This window comes from Streptomyces sp. NPDC000151 (genome assembly GCF_040301705.1).
Taxonomy (GTDB): domain Bacteria; phylum Actinomycetota; class Actinomycetes; order Streptomycetales; family Streptomycetaceae; genus Streptomyces.
Map to the genome: position 1 here is coordinate 87559 of NZ_JBEPFC010000002.1, position 17151 is coordinate 104709.

At 68.8% G+C, this 17151-nt stretch carries 17 protein-coding genes and 1 pseudogene; 11 read left to right on the top strand and 7 right to left on the bottom strand.

The window, feature by feature from the left end; all coding sequences use genetic code 11:
- Positions 1-379: 379 nt before the first annotated feature.
- Positions 380-757, bottom strand: a complete 378-nt coding sequence (locus tag ABT381_RS01360; RefSeq protein WP_351586332.1) for an ArsR/SmtB family transcription factor — start codon at positions 755-757, stop codon at positions 380-382.
- A gap of 215 nt (positions 758-972) precedes the next feature.
- Here ABT381_RS01360 and ABT381_RS01365 point away from each other — a divergent pair, with 215 nt between their 5' ends.
- Together ABT381_RS01365 and arsB are read left to right on the top strand one after the other, a co-directional pair.
- Positions 973-1287, top strand: a complete 315-nt coding sequence (locus tag ABT381_RS01365; RefSeq protein ID WP_351586334.1) for an ArsR/SmtB family transcription factor — start codon at positions 973-975, stop codon at positions 1285-1287.
- The gene (gene arsB, locus ABT381_RS01370; protein ID WP_351586336.1) at positions 1284-2378 is read left to right on the top strand and encodes an ACR3 family arsenite efflux transporter; all 1095 of its coding nucleotides are present in this window, start codon (positions 1284-1286) and stop codon (positions 2376-2378) included. Before ABT381_RS01365 ends, arsB begins: the two co-directional genes overlap by 4 nt.
- 146 nt (positions 2379-2524) lie before the next feature.
- Here the strand turns inward: arsB and ABT381_RS01375 are convergent, their stop codons facing one another.
- The gene (locus tag ABT381_RS01375; RefSeq protein ID WP_351586338.1) at positions 2525-3271 is read right to left on the bottom strand and encodes a phosphotransferase family protein; all 747 of its coding nucleotides are present in this window, start codon (positions 3269-3271) and stop codon (positions 2525-2527) included.
- 89 nt (positions 3272-3360) lie between these two features.
- Positions 3361-4335: an alpha/beta fold hydrolase gene (locus ABT381_RS01380; RefSeq protein ID WP_351586340.1), complete on the bottom strand. Its 975-nt coding sequence runs from the start codon at positions 4333-4335 to the stop codon at positions 3361-3363.
- 437 nt (positions 4336-4772) lie between these two features.
- Between ABT381_RS01380 and ABT381_RS01385 the strand changes: the two genes are divergently transcribed.
- The 5 genes and pseudogenes from ABT381_RS01385 (at position 4773) to ABT381_RS01405 (ending at position 9674) form a co-directional block, all read left to right on the top strand.
- A complete protein-coding gene (locus ABT381_RS01385) occupies positions 4773-5435 on the top strand; it encodes a UdgX family uracil-DNA binding protein (RefSeq protein ID WP_351586342.1) in 663 nt (220 codons plus the stop codon).
- A 292-nt stretch (positions 5436-5727) separates the two neighbouring features.
- Positions 5728-7179 (top strand): C4-dicarboxylate transporter DctA, encoded by a 1452-nt coding sequence (dctA, locus tag ABT381_RS01390; RefSeq protein WP_351586480.1) that lies wholly within the window; start codon positions 5728-5730, stop codon positions 7177-7179.
- A pseudogene (locus ABT381_RS01395) lies at positions 7176-7385 on the top strand (glycerate kinase); the annotation flags it as partial. The gene dctA and the pseudogene ABT381_RS01395, both read left to right, overlap by 4 nt.
- 69 nt (positions 7386-7454) lie before the next feature.
- On the top strand, positions 7455-8381 hold the full coding sequence (locus ABT381_RS01400) for a LysR family transcriptional regulator (protein WP_351586344.1): 927 nt from the start codon (positions 7455-7457) through the stop codon (positions 8379-8381).
- Between the two features lie 210 nt (positions 8382-8591).
- A complete protein-coding gene (locus ABT381_RS01405; RefSeq protein ID WP_351586346.1) occupies positions 8592-9674 on the top strand; it encodes a tartrate dehydrogenase in 1083 nt (360 codons plus the stop codon).
- Between the two features lie 62 nt (positions 9675-9736).
- Here ABT381_RS01405 and ABT381_RS01410 read toward each other — a convergent pair whose 3' ends face one another.
- Entirely contained in the window at positions 9737-10564 is an 828-nt protein-coding gene (locus ABT381_RS01410; RefSeq protein WP_351586348.1) for an alpha/beta fold hydrolase, read from the bottom strand.
- Between the two features lie 69 nt (positions 10565-10633).
- On the opposite strand from ABT381_RS01410, the gene ABT381_RS01415 reads away from it, so the two are divergent.
- Positions 10634-11089: a MarR family winged helix-turn-helix transcriptional regulator gene (locus ABT381_RS01415; protein WP_351586350.1), complete on the top strand. Its 456-nt coding sequence runs from the start codon at positions 10634-10636 to the stop codon at positions 11087-11089.
- 127 nt (positions 11090-11216) lie between these two features.
- Positions 11217-11624 (top strand): hypothetical protein, encoded by a 408-nt coding sequence (locus ABT381_RS01420; RefSeq protein WP_351586352.1) that lies wholly within the window; start codon positions 11217-11219, stop codon positions 11622-11624.
- A 65-nt stretch (positions 11625-11689) separates the two neighbouring features.
- Here the strand turns inward: ABT381_RS01420 and ABT381_RS01425 are convergent, their stop codons facing one another.
- The 3 genes from ABT381_RS01425 to ABT381_RS01435 all read right to left on the bottom strand — a co-directional run bounded on the left by ABT381_RS01425 (position 11690) and on the right by ABT381_RS01435 (position 15354).
- Positions 11690-12403, bottom strand: a complete 714-nt coding sequence (locus ABT381_RS01425) for a DUF305 domain-containing protein (RefSeq protein WP_351586354.1) — start codon at positions 12401-12403, stop codon at positions 11690-11692.
- A gap of 85 nt (positions 12404-12488) precedes the next feature.
- Complete coding sequence (locus tag ABT381_RS01430; RefSeq protein WP_351586356.1) at positions 12489-12935, bottom strand: DUF6153 family protein; 447 nt, start codon at positions 12933-12935, stop codon at positions 12489-12491.
- Positions 12936-13047: 112 nt separating this feature from the next.
- Positions 13048-15354 (bottom strand): heavy metal translocating P-type ATPase, encoded by a 2307-nt coding sequence (locus tag ABT381_RS01435; RefSeq protein WP_351586357.1) that lies wholly within the window; start codon positions 15352-15354, stop codon positions 13048-13050.
- Positions 15355-15542: 188 nt separating this feature from the next.
- Here ABT381_RS01435 and ABT381_RS01440 point away from each other — a divergent pair, with 188 nt between their 5' ends.
- Together ABT381_RS01440 and ABT381_RS01445 are read left to right on the top strand one after the other, a co-directional pair.
- On the top strand, positions 15543-16481 hold the full coding sequence (locus ABT381_RS01440; protein WP_351586358.1) for a DUF8832 domain-containing protein: 939 nt from the start codon (positions 15543-15545) through the stop codon (positions 16479-16481).
- Between the two features lie 155 nt (positions 16482-16636).
- Positions 16637-17110, top strand: coding sequence for a hypothetical protein (locus ABT381_RS01445; RefSeq protein ID WP_351586360.1), 474 nt, complete (start codon positions 16637-16639; stop codon positions 17108-17110).
- The last annotated feature ends 41 nt before the right edge of the window (positions 17111-17151 follow it).

A 17151-nucleotide genomic window follows, 5' to 3' on the forward strand; every position in this document is an offset into this window, starting at 1 on the left:
AGCTCGCGGCCTTGAGGATATCCAGCTTCGCGCTTCCTGGGCAGATCTTGCCTCCGGTGGCCGGAAGCGGCCTCGACGCCAATCGGTGGCGGGCCGGTGCCGGGAGCGGTTGATGTAACGGGCCTCACCTTCCGCCAGGTCCGCGGGCGTCAGGAAACTGATGCACATCAGGGCAGGAAAGCCCGAAGAGTTCGGATTGAGGGCAAATTCCTTCGATGCGCTCTGTACCGAATGCAACGTCCGTCATATGGCGGGAAGTTGGCGTCTCAGCCCCGTAGTGGCCTTTATCAAAGCACTCGCCGGCAACTCGCTAATACTCGCCGACTACTCGCCGAGTATTCGCCGACCGCATTCAAGGACCCGCTGCCTCCTGCTGCTCTCAGGCCCGCGCGCACACGAGAGTGCAGAGGAGGTCGGCGCGGTCAGGGCGGACCGAGTACCACATCCACGTTCCGTACCGACGCCGTGCGACCAGCCCGGCGTCCGCGAGGACCTTCAGGTGATAGCTGATGGTGGGCTGGGCCTGTTCCAAAGGCGCGGCGAGATCGCAGACACAGGCCTCACCGTCCGGCGCGGCCAGCAGCAGGCTCAGCATCTGGAGCCGGGTCGGATCCGCGACCGCCTTGAGCGTCTTGGCGAGCTGCTCGGCTTCCGGGCGCGGCATGGGATCCACGCCGAGCGGAGGGCCGCAGGTGAATTCCTCGCCCTCGATCAACGGTAGCTGCGGCCTCGACTCGCCATCGGTTCCATCGCGCATGTGCCCACTCTAGGAACGCGTGACGTCACTCGGTCAGGCGGGGATGCCGCAACACCCGCATCAGCCGCAGGTGTTGACGGGCATTCAGCTTCCCAGCGATTCTCGGACGTCAGGTTCTCGCTTGTCGCGCGGGGTGACAGTGCGGGGTGGTATCAGCACAGAATGGTATCAGCGCAGAATGGTGTCAGCACCCACTGATGTGACAACATCAGCGCATGATGACGTCAGCCGATACCGACCTGATCCGAGTCCTCGCCGATCCGCTCAGGTTGAAGATCGTGCAACTGCTCGCAAGGGAAACGCTGTGTACGACCCACCTGGTGGCGGAGACCGGCGCCCGGCAGACCAACCTCTCCAATCACCTGAAGGTGCTCAGAGAGGCAGGAGTGGTGGATACCGAGCCGTGCGGCCGCTTCACCTACTACAAGCTGCGTCCTGACGTCATCGACCACCTGGCCGGTCAGTTCGCGGAGCTGGCCGCGTCCGCCCGTACGACCGTCGACAGTGCGCGAAAGAGGCCCTGCCCGTGACCAGGACAGCACCCCCATCCACTACCGAGGTGACCAGCACCGAGGAAGTGGGGGTCGTCGGCAAGCTCTCGACACTCGACCGCTTCCTCGCCGGGTGGATCCTGGCGGCCATGGCCATCGGCCTCGGCCTGGGACGGGCCATCCCCGGGCTGGGCGACGCACTCAGCGAGGTCGAGATCGGCGGCATCTCGCTCCCGATCGCCCTCGGCCTGCTGATCATGATGTACCCGGTCCTCGCCAAGGTCCGCTACGACAAGCTGGACACGGTCACCGGCGACACGAAGCTCATGGTGTCGTCGCTGGTCATCAACTGGCTCGTCGGGCCGGCCGTGATGTTTGCGCTGGCCTGGGTCTTCCTGCCGGACCTGCCCGAGTACCGCACCGGCCTCATCGTCGTCGGCCTGGCGCGCTGCATCGCCATGGTGATCATCTGGAACGACCTGGCCTGTGGCGACCGCGAGGCCGCCGCCGTCCTCGTCGCCCTGAACTCGATCTTCCAGGTCGTCGCCTTCGGCCTGCTCGGCTGGTTCTACCTCGACCTGCTGCCGCGGTGGCTGGGCCTGGGCAACGGGCAGGGCCTGGACGTCCCGGTCTGGCACATCGCCCTCAACGTGATCGTCTTCCTCGGCGTCCCCCTGCTCGCCGGTTTCCTCACCCGCCGCATCGGCGAGAAGAAGCTCGGCCGGGACCGGTACGAGTCCCGCTTCCTGCCGAAGATCGGCCCGTGGGCGCTGTACGGCCTGCTCTTCACGATCGTCGTCCTCTTCGCCCTGCAGGGGAAGACGATCACTTCACAGCCGTTGGACGTGGTCCGGATCGCGTTGCCGCTGCTGGTGTACTTCGCCGTGATGTTCTTCGGCACGTTCCTCCTCGGCAAGGGCCTGGGCCTCGCGTACGATCGCACCGCCACCCTGGCTTTCACCGCGGCGGGCAACAACTTCGAGCTGGCCATCGCGGTCGCCATCGCCACCTTCGGCGTCACCTCCGGCGAGGCACTGTCGGGCGTCGTCGGCCCACTCATCGAGGTACCGGTGCTGGTGGCGCTGGTATACGTCTCGCTGGCCTGGCGCAAGAAGTTCACCATGCGGTGACGCGGTGACGCGGCGTGCGGATGCGGTGGTGACCGGCGGCGGCCAGGCCGGGACAGGCCGGGCCAGGCCGGGCCTGGTCGGGACAGGCCGGGCCTTCGGCCCGGGTCGGGCTGGCCGTCGGCAAGGACCGGCGCACCACCGACCTCTCACATCCGGGATCTCAGCACGTCGATCTCACAGCCCGGCGCGGTCGGGTCGAAGCCGTGCTCGACCAGCCAGCGAACTCCCAGCAGGCTTCGCAACGACCACCACGCGCGGATCACGTCGAGGTCGACGTCGGTGCCGTAGCCGGCGATGACGTCGCCGAGGTGCTTCTCGTGTCCGAGCGTGAGGGTGGCGAGGTCGTACAGGGCATCGCCCTGGCCCGCCTCGGACCAGTCGATGATGCCGGTGATCTCGTCGCCGTCGACGAACACGTGGGCAATCTGCAGGTCGCCGTGCGTGAACGCCGGAGGACACGGCCGGAGCGCGGCCTCGGCGACCTGGCGGTTGCGGGTGACCAGGTCGGCGGGCAGGACGCCGTTCGCCACGAGCCACTCGCACTCGCCGTCGAGGTCCGCCGCCAGCTCGTCGAGGTCCCGACCGGCCCGGCCGGGCCGGGGCGGCAACGGTGCGTCGTGGAGCTTCCGGAGGGCGGCGCCCGCCGCGGCCCACGCCGCCGGGGACGCGGTCGACGGCTCGCCGAGGCGGCCGAGCGCCGCCCCCGGGACCGCGGCGATCGCGAGCACGGGAGGCTTGCGCCACAGGACCTCCGGGGTCGGGACCGGCGCCAGGGCCATCGCCTCGACCTCGACGTCGATGCGCGCCTGATCGGTGTCCACCTTCAGAAACACGTCGCCGACGCGCAGGGTAGCGCGCTCGGAATGGGCGACGACGACCTTGACCTCATTCATGGCGACCAATATCCCGGATGACCGTCCACGTCGCCCACCACTTTTTGGGAGTCCTATTGGGAACCCTATGGGGAGTCCTATAGGGAATCCTAAGTGCGCGCACCGATCCAGGACATCACCTTGTTCTTGATGCCGGGCGCGTTGAGGAGGGCGCCGCCGTGGGCATCTCCCGGCACCGTTTCGACGGTGACGCCATTGGCGGGCATGTCGTGGTCGACTTCCTCGGCGCGTTCGAGGTCGGTGGAGTGGGTGACGGGGATGAAGTCGTTTTCGGAGTGGAGGAGGTACATGGGGGCGTCGTTGGCGCCGGAGGCGCGGTTCTTGACGACGGTGTCCTTCCATGTGCCCCAGCAGCTCGGGTGCATGGAGGTGCCGACGTCCGCGGGGTCCGGGTAGCAGCGCGTCAGGACGGTGGCGTTGTCGCGGACCTTTCGTTCCTTTGCGGTGCTGGTGGTGTGGTTGCCGTCGTTCCAGGCGCGGTAGGGGGAGGCGACGGGGGAGAGGCCGACGACGCCCTTGACGCGGGTTTTTCCCGAGCCGTACGTCGCGACGGCGGTGCCGATCTGACCGCCGGCGGACGATCCCACGATGACGATGCGGTTCGGATCGAGGTCGAAGCGGGCCGCGTTGGATTTGATCCAGGCGAGGGCGGAGAGGGCGTCGTTACGTTGCGCCGGCCAGGGGGCGTCGAAGTTGAGGCGGTAGTCCACGGAGAAGGTGGCGTAGCCGGCGTCGGCGAAGGTGCGGGACCAGGTGGCCCAGCCGGAGTCCTCGTACCAGTAACCGCCGTGGAGGATGACGACGCCGGGTTGGGTGCCGCTGGTGGGCTTCCAGTAGGCGTCCAGCTTCTGGCGGGTGTGCGAGCCGTAGGCGTAGGTGGCTTCGCTGCGGGATGTCGCCGCCTCGCGGCCTGTCGTCTGAGCCCTGGCACCAGCGCTGCCGGTGCCGCTGCCGCTGCCGGTGCCGCTGCCGGTGCCGGTGGCCTGGCTGCGGCCCGTATCGATCGTCAGGAGTGCCGCGATGAGCGCGGTACAGAACGCTAAATACATCAGGTAACGACGCATGGAAACTTGCCCTCCACCACAGTGAGCAGGCACCCGTGATCCTGGGCGCACGCTCGTGGAAGCGAGCAGCGCGGACAGAGCGTGGGGGGCACTCGAACGCCTGCCTTATTCGAGCGAGCGGAACTATAGCCGGGTGAAGAAGCGGTATGTCAACGCTCACGGGGTGGAATGGGCGACTTCTACTCTCTTCTCCTGGGAGAAGAAGACTTCCCATCATTGAGCCTGACATCGTCACCTTTGGCGTCTCAATTTCTGCGTGGCCTGACGGAAACGCCTGGCGCCCGTAGCCCCCGGTGGTGCCTGTGCGGCGAGGGGCGGTCGATTCGGTGCGGGCGTGTCCGACTGCGGTGGCGGCGAAACCCGGCGAAAATGGTCTGGAGCAGGGCGTAGTGCACCAGCACCAGTGGTGGACTGAAGCGACTCAGGAGACGACGCCGATGACCGGAAGCGACAGTGACTCCGCCGGGCAGGAGCACGACGCCACCCCGTACCTGCCCCGGCGCGGGGGGCTCGCCGCTTATCGGCGTGCCGCGGCGGATTGCCAGGGCTGCCCGCTGTTCCGGGAGGCCACACAGACCGTCTTCGGAGCGGGCAGTACCTCGGCACGCATCATGCTCGTCGGCGAGCAGCCGGGCGATCAGGAGGATCGCCAGGGCGAGCCGTTCGTCGGGCCGGCCGGCGGTCTTTTGCACAAAGCGCTGCGGGAAGCCGCCATCGACGTTGATCAGGCGTATGTCACCAACGCGGTGAAGCACTTCAAGTTCACCACCGCGACGCGGGGCAAGCGGCGAATCCACAAGCCGCCGAGCTTGCGGGAGATGACGGCCTGTCGTCCCTGGTTGAATGCCGAGCTGCGCCTGGTCGAGCCGGAGGTCGTGGTGGCGCTCGGGGCGACCGCGGGTAAGGCGCTGCTGGGGCCGTCGTTCCGGGTGACGAAGGACCGGGGCACCCTCATCGCTCTCCCTCAGGAAATGGGGTTCGTCGTCGCGACGCTCCACCCGTCGGCGATCCTGCGGTCCGAGGACCGCGAGGCGTCGTACGCGGGGCTGGTATCGGACCTGCGTATCGCGGCCGACGTATTGGCCGGCAATCGCCAGTAGCCAGTAGCCAGTCACCACGCATCGCCGACCACGCATCACCCACCACGCAACAGGCCGCGTCGCTTGCTCGCGGTCATATAGGCCGGGCCTATACGGGGCATCGATTTTTGGTCGTGGACCCTGTGCAGTGTGACCGGGTTCACTGTGGCTGCCAGTTTGCGTGGCGCTGATCGGGCTCGGCGTCACGTGGGTCGCGGCTTCACCTGCCGGGCGCGCGATATGCGGAGCCAACGCACGGCAGTTGCTGGGAACACGCCAGGCCGGACCCTCTTCGCGCCTGGAGGAGGTTGCAATGACGCAGACCCCAGCGCCTGCCGCAGTGGTCGGTGGCACGCCGGCGAAACCGTGGTGGCGGCAGTTGTACGTGCAGGTGCTGCTGGCGATCGTCAGCGGAATCCTGCTGGGCTGGCGATGGCCGGATCTTGCCACCTCGATGGAGCCGATCGGCACCACCTTCATCGCGGCGATGAAGATGCTCATCGGGCCGATCGTGTTCTTGACCATCATTGGGGGGATCGCGGGGGTCGCGGATCTGAAGAAGGTCGGCCTGACCGGCATCAAGGCCCTGACGTACTTTCAGGTGGGCACCATCGTCGCGCTGGTGACGGGTCTGATCGCCATCAACGTCTTCCGCCTCGGCGACGGAGTGCACGCCGACCCGTCCACGATCAGCACGTCGGGCGAGGCCGACCAGTACATCAAGAGCGGTGAGCATCAGCACTGGTGGGAATTCCTGACCAACCTGGTGCCGCACAGTGTCTTCGGTGCGTTCGTCGAGGGCGACATCCTGCAGGTCATCTTTCTTGCCGTGATCTTCGGTATCGCGCTCAAAAGCGTGGGGAAGATCGGCGAGCCGATCATCGCGAGCGTGCACCGGCTGACCGAAGTGGTGTTCAAGGTACTGGCCTTCATCATGAAGGCCGCGCCACTGGGTGCGTTCGGCGCGATGTCCTACGCCATCGGGAAGTTCGGGCTCTCCACCCTGACCAGCCTCGGCTCGCTGATAGCGCTGTTCTACGTCACGTCGATCCTGTTCGTCGTGGTGGTGCTGGGCACGGTCCTGGCCGCCTTTGTGAAGCTGAACATCTTCCAGCTGTTCCGTTACTTCAAGGACGAGTTCTTTCTGGTACTGGGCACCTCGACGGCCGAGCCCGCGCTCCCCGGCCTGATGCGCAAGCTGCAGTTCATGGGCGTGGAGAAGTCCACGGTCGGGCTCGTCGTACCGACCGGCTACAGCTTCAATCTCGACGGTGCGGCCATCTACCTCTCCCTGGCCACCCTCTACATAGCCCAGGCCACGGACACGCCGTTGTCGATCGGGCAGCAGCTGGGCCTGCTCGCGGTGATGCTGCTGACGTCGAAGGGGGCCGCGGGCGTGGCGGGTGGCGGCTTCATCGCGTTGACCGCGACACTGTCGACGGTGGGCCACGTGCCGGCCGCCGGCATCATGCTGATCTTCGGCATCGACAAGTTCATGTCGGAGTGCCGGGCGTTGGTCAACTTCTACGGCAACGCGGTCGCCACGTTGTTCGTCGCCAAGTGGGAGAAGAACCTCGACCTGGAACGGGCCCGGGCGGTGCTCGCCGGGCGCGACGCACCCGCTTCCGACCAGGCGATCGCCGCGGCCGAGGCCCCGAGCGTGGCGGAGAGCCCAAGTGCGGACGAGGAGCCCGGGGGTACCCCGGCGGCCGTCCGCGGTGCCGTCGCGGACCGGTCCCAGGGAGCTGAGGTGGCGCCGCGATGACCACCGTCCTGATCGCCCCGGACAAGTTCAAGGGCTCGCTCACCGCCGAGGAGGTCGCCGCCGCGCTCGAAACCGGCCTGCGATCCAAGGCTCCGGACATCCGAGTACACCGGCTGCCGCTCGCAGACGGTGGCGAGGGCAGCGTGGCAGCCGCCCGCGCCGCCGGGTTCACCACCCGCGATGTCACGGTCACCGGCCCGCCCGGCGCGGGAGGCCGGTTGCTGCCTGGCCGATAGGCTGCGCCTGTCGAACATGTTTCCGCCTTTGGAGGGGTCATGGACGCCAGGCAGCTCGAATACTTCCTCGCCATAGTCGAGCACGGCGGCTTCAGCAAGGCCGCCGCGGCGTTGCATGTGGCCCAGCCGTCGCTGTCCCAGTCGATGGCCAACCTCGAGGCGGACCTCGGGGTCGCACTCTTTCACCGGGTGGGCCGCGGGGTCGTCCTCAGCGAGGCAGGCGCCGAACTGCTCGGCCCCAGCCGCCGGGTCCTGCGCGACATGGCAGCAGTACGGGACACCGCCGCTTCGCTGTCCGGACTGCACCGGGGAACCGTGGAAGTGGCGTCCATGCCCTCCCCGGGCATCGAGCCGCTGAGCACCCTCATCCACCGCTTCGCCGAGCTGCACCCGGGCGTGACGGTGAGCACGCAGGCCGCCTTCACCCCCGAAGAGGTCGTGTCCCTGGTACGCAGCGGTGCATGCGAGCTGGGCCTGCTGGGATCGGCCGCTCCCGTAAAGGTCGCCGGTGTGGACGTGCTGCCCGTTGAGGAGCAGCCGTTCGTGGTCGTTGCTCCACCGGACGGTACGTACCGGGACGGCGTCGCCGTGCGCCCGGGCGATCTGGCCGGGCAGAAGCTCATCGCCTCCCGCACCGGCAGTCTGATGCGCAGCATCGTCGACGACATCACCGCCGGCGGCACGGGCACCGAGATCGTCACGGTCGTCGACCACCGGACCTCGATCCTCCCGCTCGTCCTGACCGGGGTCGGCGTCGCGGTGCTGCCGTCGTCGTGGACGCGACTGGCACGACGCTGCGGAGCGGTCGTCGCGCCGATCGAAAACACCGCCTACCTTCATGTCGCCATGATCAGTCTGCCCGCCCATCTCACTCCCGGAGCACGCTCGTTCCTGCACCTGACGGAGTCACTCGCCCGCCAACGCACGCAGACACAGCCAGAACCCACCGACTCCCCTCAGCCATAACCCATCGCCTCCGAGCTGAGCCACAACTCGTCGACTCCACTCAGCCATAACCCATCGACTCCGCTGAGCCAGAACTCAGGGCCAGAACTCATCGATGCCACCTATAGGTCGCATCGGAAGCACGTCTTGGACGGGTTCCCGCCCCGCTGTGTTGACTCGTGAACGAGGAAAGATCGAAAGATCCCCGTCCAGCTCACGCAGGAGGCACCCGTGACCACGCCCCGAACATTCCGCATCGCCGCCATCCCCGCCGACGGCGTGGGCGCCGAGGTGGTCGCCGCAGGCCGTGCCGTACTGGACGCCTTGGCCGAGGACTCCCACGGCGCCTTCGCCTTCGACTGGGAGGAGTTCCCCTGGGGCTGCGACTACTACGCCAAGACCGGCAAGATGATCGACGACGACGGACTCGACCGGCTCAAGGACTTCGACGCCCTCTACTTCGGCGCGGTCGGCTGGCCCACCGTCCCCGACCACATCAGCCTGTGGGGACTGCGCCTGAAGATCTGTCAGTCCTTCGACCAGTGGGCCAACGTCCGCCCGGTGCACTTCCTGCCCGGCGTCCAGAGCCCCCTGCGCAAGGCCGATGACACCGCTCTCGACTGGGTCGTCGTACGCGAGAACAGCGAGGGTGAGTACGCGGGGCTCGGCGGCCGCAACCTCTCCGGTCGCGGGCCCGGGGGTGAAGTCGCCATCCAGTCCGCGCTGTTCACCGAAGTGGGCTGCGAACGCATCATGCGCTTCGCCTTCGACCTGGCCCGTACCCGCGACCGGCGCAAGGTCTCCAGCGTCACCAAGAGCAACGCACAGCAGTACGGCATGGTCCTCTGGGACGATGTCTTCAAGCGCGTCGCCCAGGACTACCCGGACGTGGAGACCGAAAGCGTACTGGTCGACGCGATGTCGGCGAAGTTCGTCCTGAAGCCCGAGGACCTCTCCGTCGTCGTCGCCTCCAACCTCAACGCCGACATCCTCTCCGACCTTGGCAGCGCCCTGGCCGGCAGCCTCGGCCTCGCCGCCAGCGCGAACCTCAACCCCGAACGCCGTTTCCCCAGCATGTTCGAGCCCGTCCACGGCTCCGCACCCGACATCGCCGGGCAGGGCCTCGCCAACCCCATTGGGGCCGTCGGCAGCGCCGCCCTCATGCTCGACCACTTCGGCCTGCCCGAACAGGCCGCCCGGCTGAACGAGGCGATCCGGGCCACCACCGCCGCCGGCATCCTCACCCGCGACGTCGGTGGCACCGCCTCCACCGAAGACGTCACCAAGGCCCTCATCGCCCACCTGGCCGACTAGGGCGCTTCGTTGAGACCAGGTTGGAGGCATCCATCCTGCTGAACAGTTCCGTCCGGGGGCCGTCAGTTGAGGAATTCCGCCAGCCGGTTGTTCAGCTGTTCCGGTGCGGTGAGTGGCAGGGAGTGGTGGGTGGCCCCCGGGAGCACTGCCACCTCGCCCTGTGGGAGTACTCGGCGGGCTCGGTCGGCCACGTGGTGGGCGTTGTGGGCGCGGCTGTGCTCGGCGAGCAGGACCAGTACGGGCATGCGGAGGTCGGCCGCCCGGGGGCGGCCGCCGGCGATGAGCTTACGGCTGGGAACGGTGGTGGCCAGGGCATAGAGGCGCTGCCAGGTCTCGTCCGGATGGGTATGTGCCGTCTCCCAGGCCAGGAAGGAGCGGGCACGGTCCTGGCTGGGGCGGAGGAGAGTGGGCAGCGCCCGCAGCAGGTAGCCGGGGCGGAAGCCGGCGAAGACCTGAGTGGGGTCGACGAGGGCGAGGCGGGTAACCCGTTTTGGTGCGTGCAAGGCGTATCTGACGGCCAGCCAGGCACCGTAGGAGTGGCCGCACAGATGCGTGCCGGCGAGCCCGAGCCCGTCCAGCAGGGCGTCCAGCCAGGCGGTCAGGTCATCGGCGTTCTTCAGGGGGGTGCCGCGGCGTTCGGTGCGGCCGGCGTCGCCCATCAGGTCAACCGCGTGGACCCGGTAGCGCTGACCGAGAACTGCCGCGTTGGCGAACCAGACCAGACCGGTGGCCAGGCCGCCGGGCAGCAGCACCAGCGGACTGCCGTCGGCCGGTCCGTACACATGGACCCGGGTGCGCCCGTACGGGGTGTCGACGTCGTGCTCCTCAGTGAACTTCGGCCAGCGGACGCGGAGTTCGTCGTAGGCGAGGTTGAAGGCGGCCAGGGACACTGGGCATTCCTCTCGTTCAGCGATACTCTCGTTGAGCGAGATGTTACGTCGGAGTCCCCAGGAGTGTGCATGGACGATCAGAACCCAACGATGGGGCTGGTCCACTTGTTGCGTGCGGTCACCGTGGAGTTCGACCTGCTCGGTGCCGAGTTCGCCGCGCGCCACGGGTTGCACCCCACCGACGTGCGCGCGCTGATCCACCTGCTGGACGCGGCACGGGACGGCACCCCCGCAACGCCAGGATGGCTCGGCCGGCAGCTGTGTCTGAACTCGGCCGGGACCACTGCGCTGGTCGACCGGCTGGAGCGGCTCGGACTGGTCCGGCGCAGCAGGGACACCGCTGATCGGCGACGCGTGCTGCTGGAGGTGGAGGACAAGGCCACAGAACTGGGCTGGGCCTTCTTCGGACCAGTGATCGGTGAGGTGGTGGCGGTCGCGGAGGACTTCGCGACGGGCGAGCTGGAGACGGTGCGTCGCTTCCTGACCTCGGTGTTGCAGTCCACCCAGCAGATGCGATCGGTCTGACAGGCGTCCACGGTCAGGTGTCCACGGTGCGGCACCGTGACGGTTCCGGCGATGTCGAGTGGGACGCGGCGCCTCGGGTGCCACCACGACCGATCGACTGCCCCACAGCAGAAGAGGAGACCGTGGCATGGCCACTCAGGTGTCGACGACGGCGAACGCGCAGCGCAATTCCTTATTACTGCGGGTGGCGATCGGCCTGCAGACCCTGACCATATTTCTGCAGGCGGTCTCCGCCGGACTACTGCTGACCTGGGCCTATGGAGAGACGCTGCACAGCGTCGGAGCCCGTGTGATGTACGGGGCGACGATGCTGTACGTACTCGCGGCACTCCTGGCGTGGAAGCCGGGCGGCGGCTCGCCGTGGCCTGTCTGGCACGCGTCAGGCTTCCTCGTACTCGCCTCGGCCCAGGTCGTGCTCGGCATCGCCCACGTCCCTGAGCTCCACCTGCCCCTGGGCGTGCTGATGTTCGGTCTGAGTGTGCTGGCGCTCGTCCGAGCCGTCCCCGGCGTCGGGCAACGCGCAGCCGTGCCATGACGCCGGGGAAGGAGCGGCCGCGCCCCCCTCGGCGAAGGGAGTGCGGCCGCTGTGCGGCGAGTGGGTCAGAGGCGGTCGAGGATCTTGTTCATGCGCTCGACCTCGGCCTTCTGGTTCTTCACCACGTCGTCGGCGAGCTTCTTGGCCGTGGCGTTCTTGCCGTTCTTCTGCTCGTCCTCGGCCATGTCGATCGCACCGTTGTGATGGTCGATCATCATCTTCACGAACATCGTGTCGAAGTCCGTGCCCGTGGCGGCCTTCAGCTCATCCATGTCCTTGGCGGACATCATCCCGGACATCCCGGAGCCGTCCGAGGATCCGGAGCCGTGGTCCATCCCGGGCATGCTGGAGCTGTCCGAGCCGGAGCCGTGGTCCATGCCGGGCATGCTGCTGCTCGACTCGGGCTTGCCCCACGCCTTGAGCCAGGACCGCATCTTCTCGATCTCCGGGCCCTGGGCCTTCTCGATCTCCGTCGCCAGGTCCTTGACCTGCGGGTCCTTGGCGCGCCCGTCGGCGAGCTCGGACATGGCCACGGCCTGCTGGTGGTGCGGGATCATCAGCTGCGCGAACTTCACGTCCGCGTTGTTGAACGCACCCGGGGCGGGGTTGTCCCCGGCGCTCCGGGTGGCCGACGCCGATGCCTTGGCCCCGTGGTGCTCCGGGGTGCTCGTGTCGTTGTTACCGCACGCGGCGAGCACCAGCCCGGCGGTGGCAACGACGCCGACCAGGGCGACACGGCGGGCTCGGGGACGGCGCATGCTGCGCTTGATGGCGGTCATGTCGAAAAACCTCGTGTCTGTGTGTTCTGCGGAGTGGGCGAACGAGAGACGCGGGCAGTGGGAAACGCCCGCGGTGGCGTTCGGCCTAAATCCGCAGGACAGACAGGTGAGCGAGGTCCGGTGGTCTGGGCGGCGGTGCATTGGGCCGCAGCGCGGCCAGGACCTCGGCGCGAAGCCGTACCAACCAGTCCTCCCGGCGCGCCAGCGCCGCCCGGAGGAGGCCGAGGAGAATGCCGGCACCGAGCACGGCCACGCACAGAGACGTCATGTCCATCCCCGCTCCCGGGGCGTTGGAGGACGTCTTGGTGTTGTGTTCCGAAGCGTGCGCGGCAGCCGTGACGTACTGAGGTGAGACCGTACCGGCGGCGTCGTTGCCGGCGTTGCCGTGAGTGGTCATGGCGGGCGCGTGAGCCGCGGCCCCCATGGCCGGGCCGGAGGTGTCACGGGGATGGCCCACCGTGTGCATCACGAAGACGCCCAGCGCGAGCACGACGACGAGCAGCAGATGCCCCCAGGCACCGGCCGTCTGCATTCGCCGATTCACACTCACAACAACCTCCGCGGTCGACAATACCGAAGCGAGCCCGCTCGCCGAACGACAGGTCGTCCTGCTTCGCTCAGTGGTCTGCTCAGTGGCCTCCGTGTCAGTGGTCCGCCGCTTGGAATCCGCGCAGTCGCAGGCTGTTGCCGACGACGAAGACCGAGGAGAAGGCCATGGCCGCGCCGGCGATCATCGGGTTGAGCAGGCCGGAGGCGGCGAGGGGCAGGGCCGCGACGTTGTAGGCGAAGGCCCAGAAGAGGTTGGACTTGATGGTGCCGAGGGTGCGGCGGGAGAGGCGGATGGCGTCGGCGGCGGCGCGCAGGTCGCCGCGTACGAGGGTGAGGTCGCCGGCCTCGATGGCGGCGTCGGTACCGGTGCCCATCGCGAGCCCGAGGTCGGCCTGGGCGAGGGCCGCGGCGTCGTTCACGCCATCGCCGACCATGGCCACCGACCGGCCCTCCGCCTGGAGGCGCTTGATGACGTCGACCTTGTCCTGGGGGAGTACTTCGGCGATCACCTCGTCGATGCCGACCTCCGCGGCGACGGTCCTCGCGACGGCCTCGTTGTCACCGGTGAGGAGGATGGGCGTCAGGCCGAGGGCGCGCAGTCGCCGGATGGCCTCCGGGCTGGTGTCCTTCACAGCGTCGGCGACCTCCAGGACGGCGCGTGCTTCGCCGTCCCAGGCCACCGCGATGGCCGTACGGCCGGCCGCCTCGGCTGCCGCCTTCGCACGCTCCAGATCGGCCGGCAGTTTGATCGCCCACTCGGCGAGCAGCTTCTCGCGGCCGACGAGGACGGCATGGCCGTCGACGACGCCTTGGACACCGAGTCCCGCGATGTTCGTGAAGTCCTCGGGAGTGGGGAGGGCGCCGACCTTGGCGCTCGCTCCGGCGGCGACGGCCTGCGCGATCGGGTGCTCGGACGCGTGCTCCAACGCGCCTGCCAGCCGCAGTACTTCGGTTTCGTCCGTGCCGGTTGCGGCGTGCGTGGCGAGCAGTGTCATGCGTCCCGTGGTCACCGTGCCGGTCTTGTCCAGCACGATGGTGTCGACCTTGCGGGTCGTCTCCAGCACTTCCGGGCCCTTGATCAGGATGCCGAGCTGGGCTCCACGGCCGGTGCCGACCATCAGCGCGGTCGGCGTCGCGAGGCCGAGGGCGCAGGGGCAGGCGATGATCAGTACGGCGACGGCGGCGGTGAACGCGGCCGTCAGGCCCGCGCCGTTGCCCAGCCAGAAGCCGAGGGTGGCCAGCGCGAGGGCGATCACGATCGGCACGAAGACCGCGGAGATCTTGTCGGCGAGGCGCTGGGCGGCGGCCTTGCCGTTCTGCGCGTCCTCCACCAGCTTCGCCATTCGGGCGAGCTGGGTGTCGGCGCCGACGCGGGTGGCCTCGACGACGAGCCGGCCGCCGGCGTTGAGAGTGGCGCCGGTGACGTTGTCGCCGACCGTGACCTCCACCGGTACCGACTCGCCGGTCAGCATCGAGGCGTCCACGGCGGACGCGCCCTCGACCACCGCGCCGTCCGTGGCGATCTTCTCGCCGGGCCGCACCAGGAAGCGGTCGCCGACCTCCAACTCGGCCGTGGGCAGGGTCACTTCCCGTCCGTCGCGCAGTACGGTGACTTCCTTGGCGCCGAGTTCGAGCAGCGCCTTCAGGGCGGCGCCCGCCTTGCGCTTGGAGCGGGCTTCGAAGTAGCGCCCGGCGAGGATGAACGCGGTGACGCCGGCGGCGGCTTCGAGGTAGATGTTGCCCGCGCCGTCGGTGCGGGCGATGGTCAGCTCGAAGGGGTGCGTCATGCCGGGCGTGCCGGCCGTACCGAAGAACAGCGCCCACAGCGACCACAGGAACGCCGCCGTCGTGCCGACGGAGATCAGCGTGTCCATCGTGGCGGCGCCGTGCTTGGCGTTGGTCCAGGCGGCGCGGTGGAAGGGCCAGGCGGCGTACGTGACGACGGGTGCGGCCAGGGTCAGTGAGAGCCACTGCCAGTACTCGATCTGCAGCGCCGGGACCATCGCCATGGCGATCACGGGGACGGCGAGCGCGGCGGCGGTGATCAGGCGCTGGCGCAGCGGCCGGAGTGCGTCGTCCGACTCGTGGCCGTCTTCGGCCAAGCCCCCGGACTCACCCGGCGTCCGGGCCGGCGGGGCGGGCTCCTGAGCGGTGTACCCAGTGGCCTCCACCGTGGCGATCAGGTCGCTGACGGCGACGTCCGTACCGCGGTAGCTGACCTTGGCCTTCTCGGTGGCGTAGTTGACGGTCGCCTCGACGCCTTCCATGCGGTTGAGCTTCTTCTCGATCCGCGCGGCGCAGGAGGCGCAGGTCATGCCGCCGATGGCGAGCTCGACTTCGGCGGCGCCGGAGGGGTTGCCGGAGCGGGTGCCGGGACCGGTGTCGGGGCTGGTGGTGGTCATGTCTGTTCCTCCTGTAGAAGGGTCGCTACGGCCGACCATACCCCCCGGGGGTATTGCCTGGCGTGATTCATGTATACCCCCGGCCCGTATGTATGGCAAGGTCGGGATCACGCTTGACCTAGTACCCCCCGGGGGTATGGTGAGGGCGATTGGTCGCCGTCGGGCGGCCCAGGAGAAGGGGATGCGTCATGCACACCGGACTGAAGGTCGGCGCCTTCGCCGCCGCGCTCGCCGCGACGTTCGGCACGGCATACGGAGTGGGAAGCGCGGTGCACCCCGTCGTCTCCGATCCCGCTGCCGCGCAGCACGGCCACGGGGGAGATGCCGCCGAGCACGGCGCGGCCACGCCTGGCGGTCTGCAGGTCGCCGAGCGCGGCTACACGCTCGACCTGAAGACCCCTGAGCTCAAGGCCAAGGCCCGCGCCGAGCTGCGGTTCGCCGTTGTCCGGGACAGCACCGGCCGCCCAGTGACCGCGTACCGGCGCGCACACGGCAAGGAACTGCACCTCATCGTCGCCTCACGCGACCTGACCGTGTACCGGCACCTCCACCCGACCCGCGCCGCGGACGGCACCTGGTCCACGCCCGCCGAACTGCCCAAGGCCGGCGGCTACCGGGTCTTCGCCGACTTCACCCCGAAGGGCGAGAAGGAGGGCCTGACCCTCGGCTCGGACCTCGCCGTGACCGGCTCTTATGAACCGGCCGAGCTGCCGGAACGCGCCACCACCGCGACCGTCGACGGCTATCAGGTCAGCCTCGACGGCGAGTTGACCCCGACCAAGCCGAGCGAACTCACGCTGCGCGTGACGAAGAACGGCAAGCCGGTGCGGGATCTCCAGCCGTACCTGGGCGCGTACGGCCACCTCGTCGCCCTGCGCGCGGGCGACCTGGCGTACCTCCACGTCCACCCCAACGGCGAGCCGGGCGACGGGGAGACGAAGCCCGGGCCGGAGGTCTCGTTCACCGCGACCGCGCCGAGCAAGGGCGCGTACCGCCTCTTCCTGGACTTCCAGCACCGGGGCACGGTCCGCACGGCGGCCTTCACCGTCCGCACGGCGGCCTTCACCGTCCACGCGGACGACAGCCGAGCCACCGGTGCCGGCGACGACGCCGCTGACCACGCGTGACCCACCGCGCCAGGACCGGCTGTCCAGCGGCGGCAAGCCAGGCGCGTGCGTATGCCGCCGATATTCACCCTCATCGGTGAGAGGTGTGATTGGTCGGTGGCCTTTGGGGAACCAGGAGGCAGGCAAAGCAGACAAAGGCAGTCACCGGAGGCGGTATGAGCGAGGAGCAGTCGTCGTCGGCAGGCAGGCTTCCGGGACCGCTTCGCGCGTTCTCGCCGGACCACCTGCGGCAGGTGCCGGGTGTCAAAGAGGTGACGAAGGCGGCCGAGGGCGCGCTGAACGCGGTGGGCGTGGTGTCACCGCGCGGGCGACGCGTCGCGGCGTACACCGGCGTGGGGCTGCTCGGCGTGGCCGGTGTCATCGAGTGGCCGATCGCGGTGGCCGGCGCGGCTGCGGTGTGGCTGACACAGCCCCGTCCCGAAGAGGACGGACAGGGCGGCCAGACCCAGAGCAAGTCCCAGAGCAAGGCCCAGAGCAGGGCCAAGCCCCAAGCCAAGCCCCAGCCCAAGCCCAAGCCCCAAGCCAAGGCGACGGGGAAGGCGGCGGCGGCGACGAGTGGTGGGCGGTCGCGTTCCGCTTCTGGTGCGCAGGCGGCGAAGCGGCAGTCAGCGCGGGGAACGGCCTCCTGACCGTGGGTCTTTTCCAGGGGGTGGTCGGCGGCACGACGTCC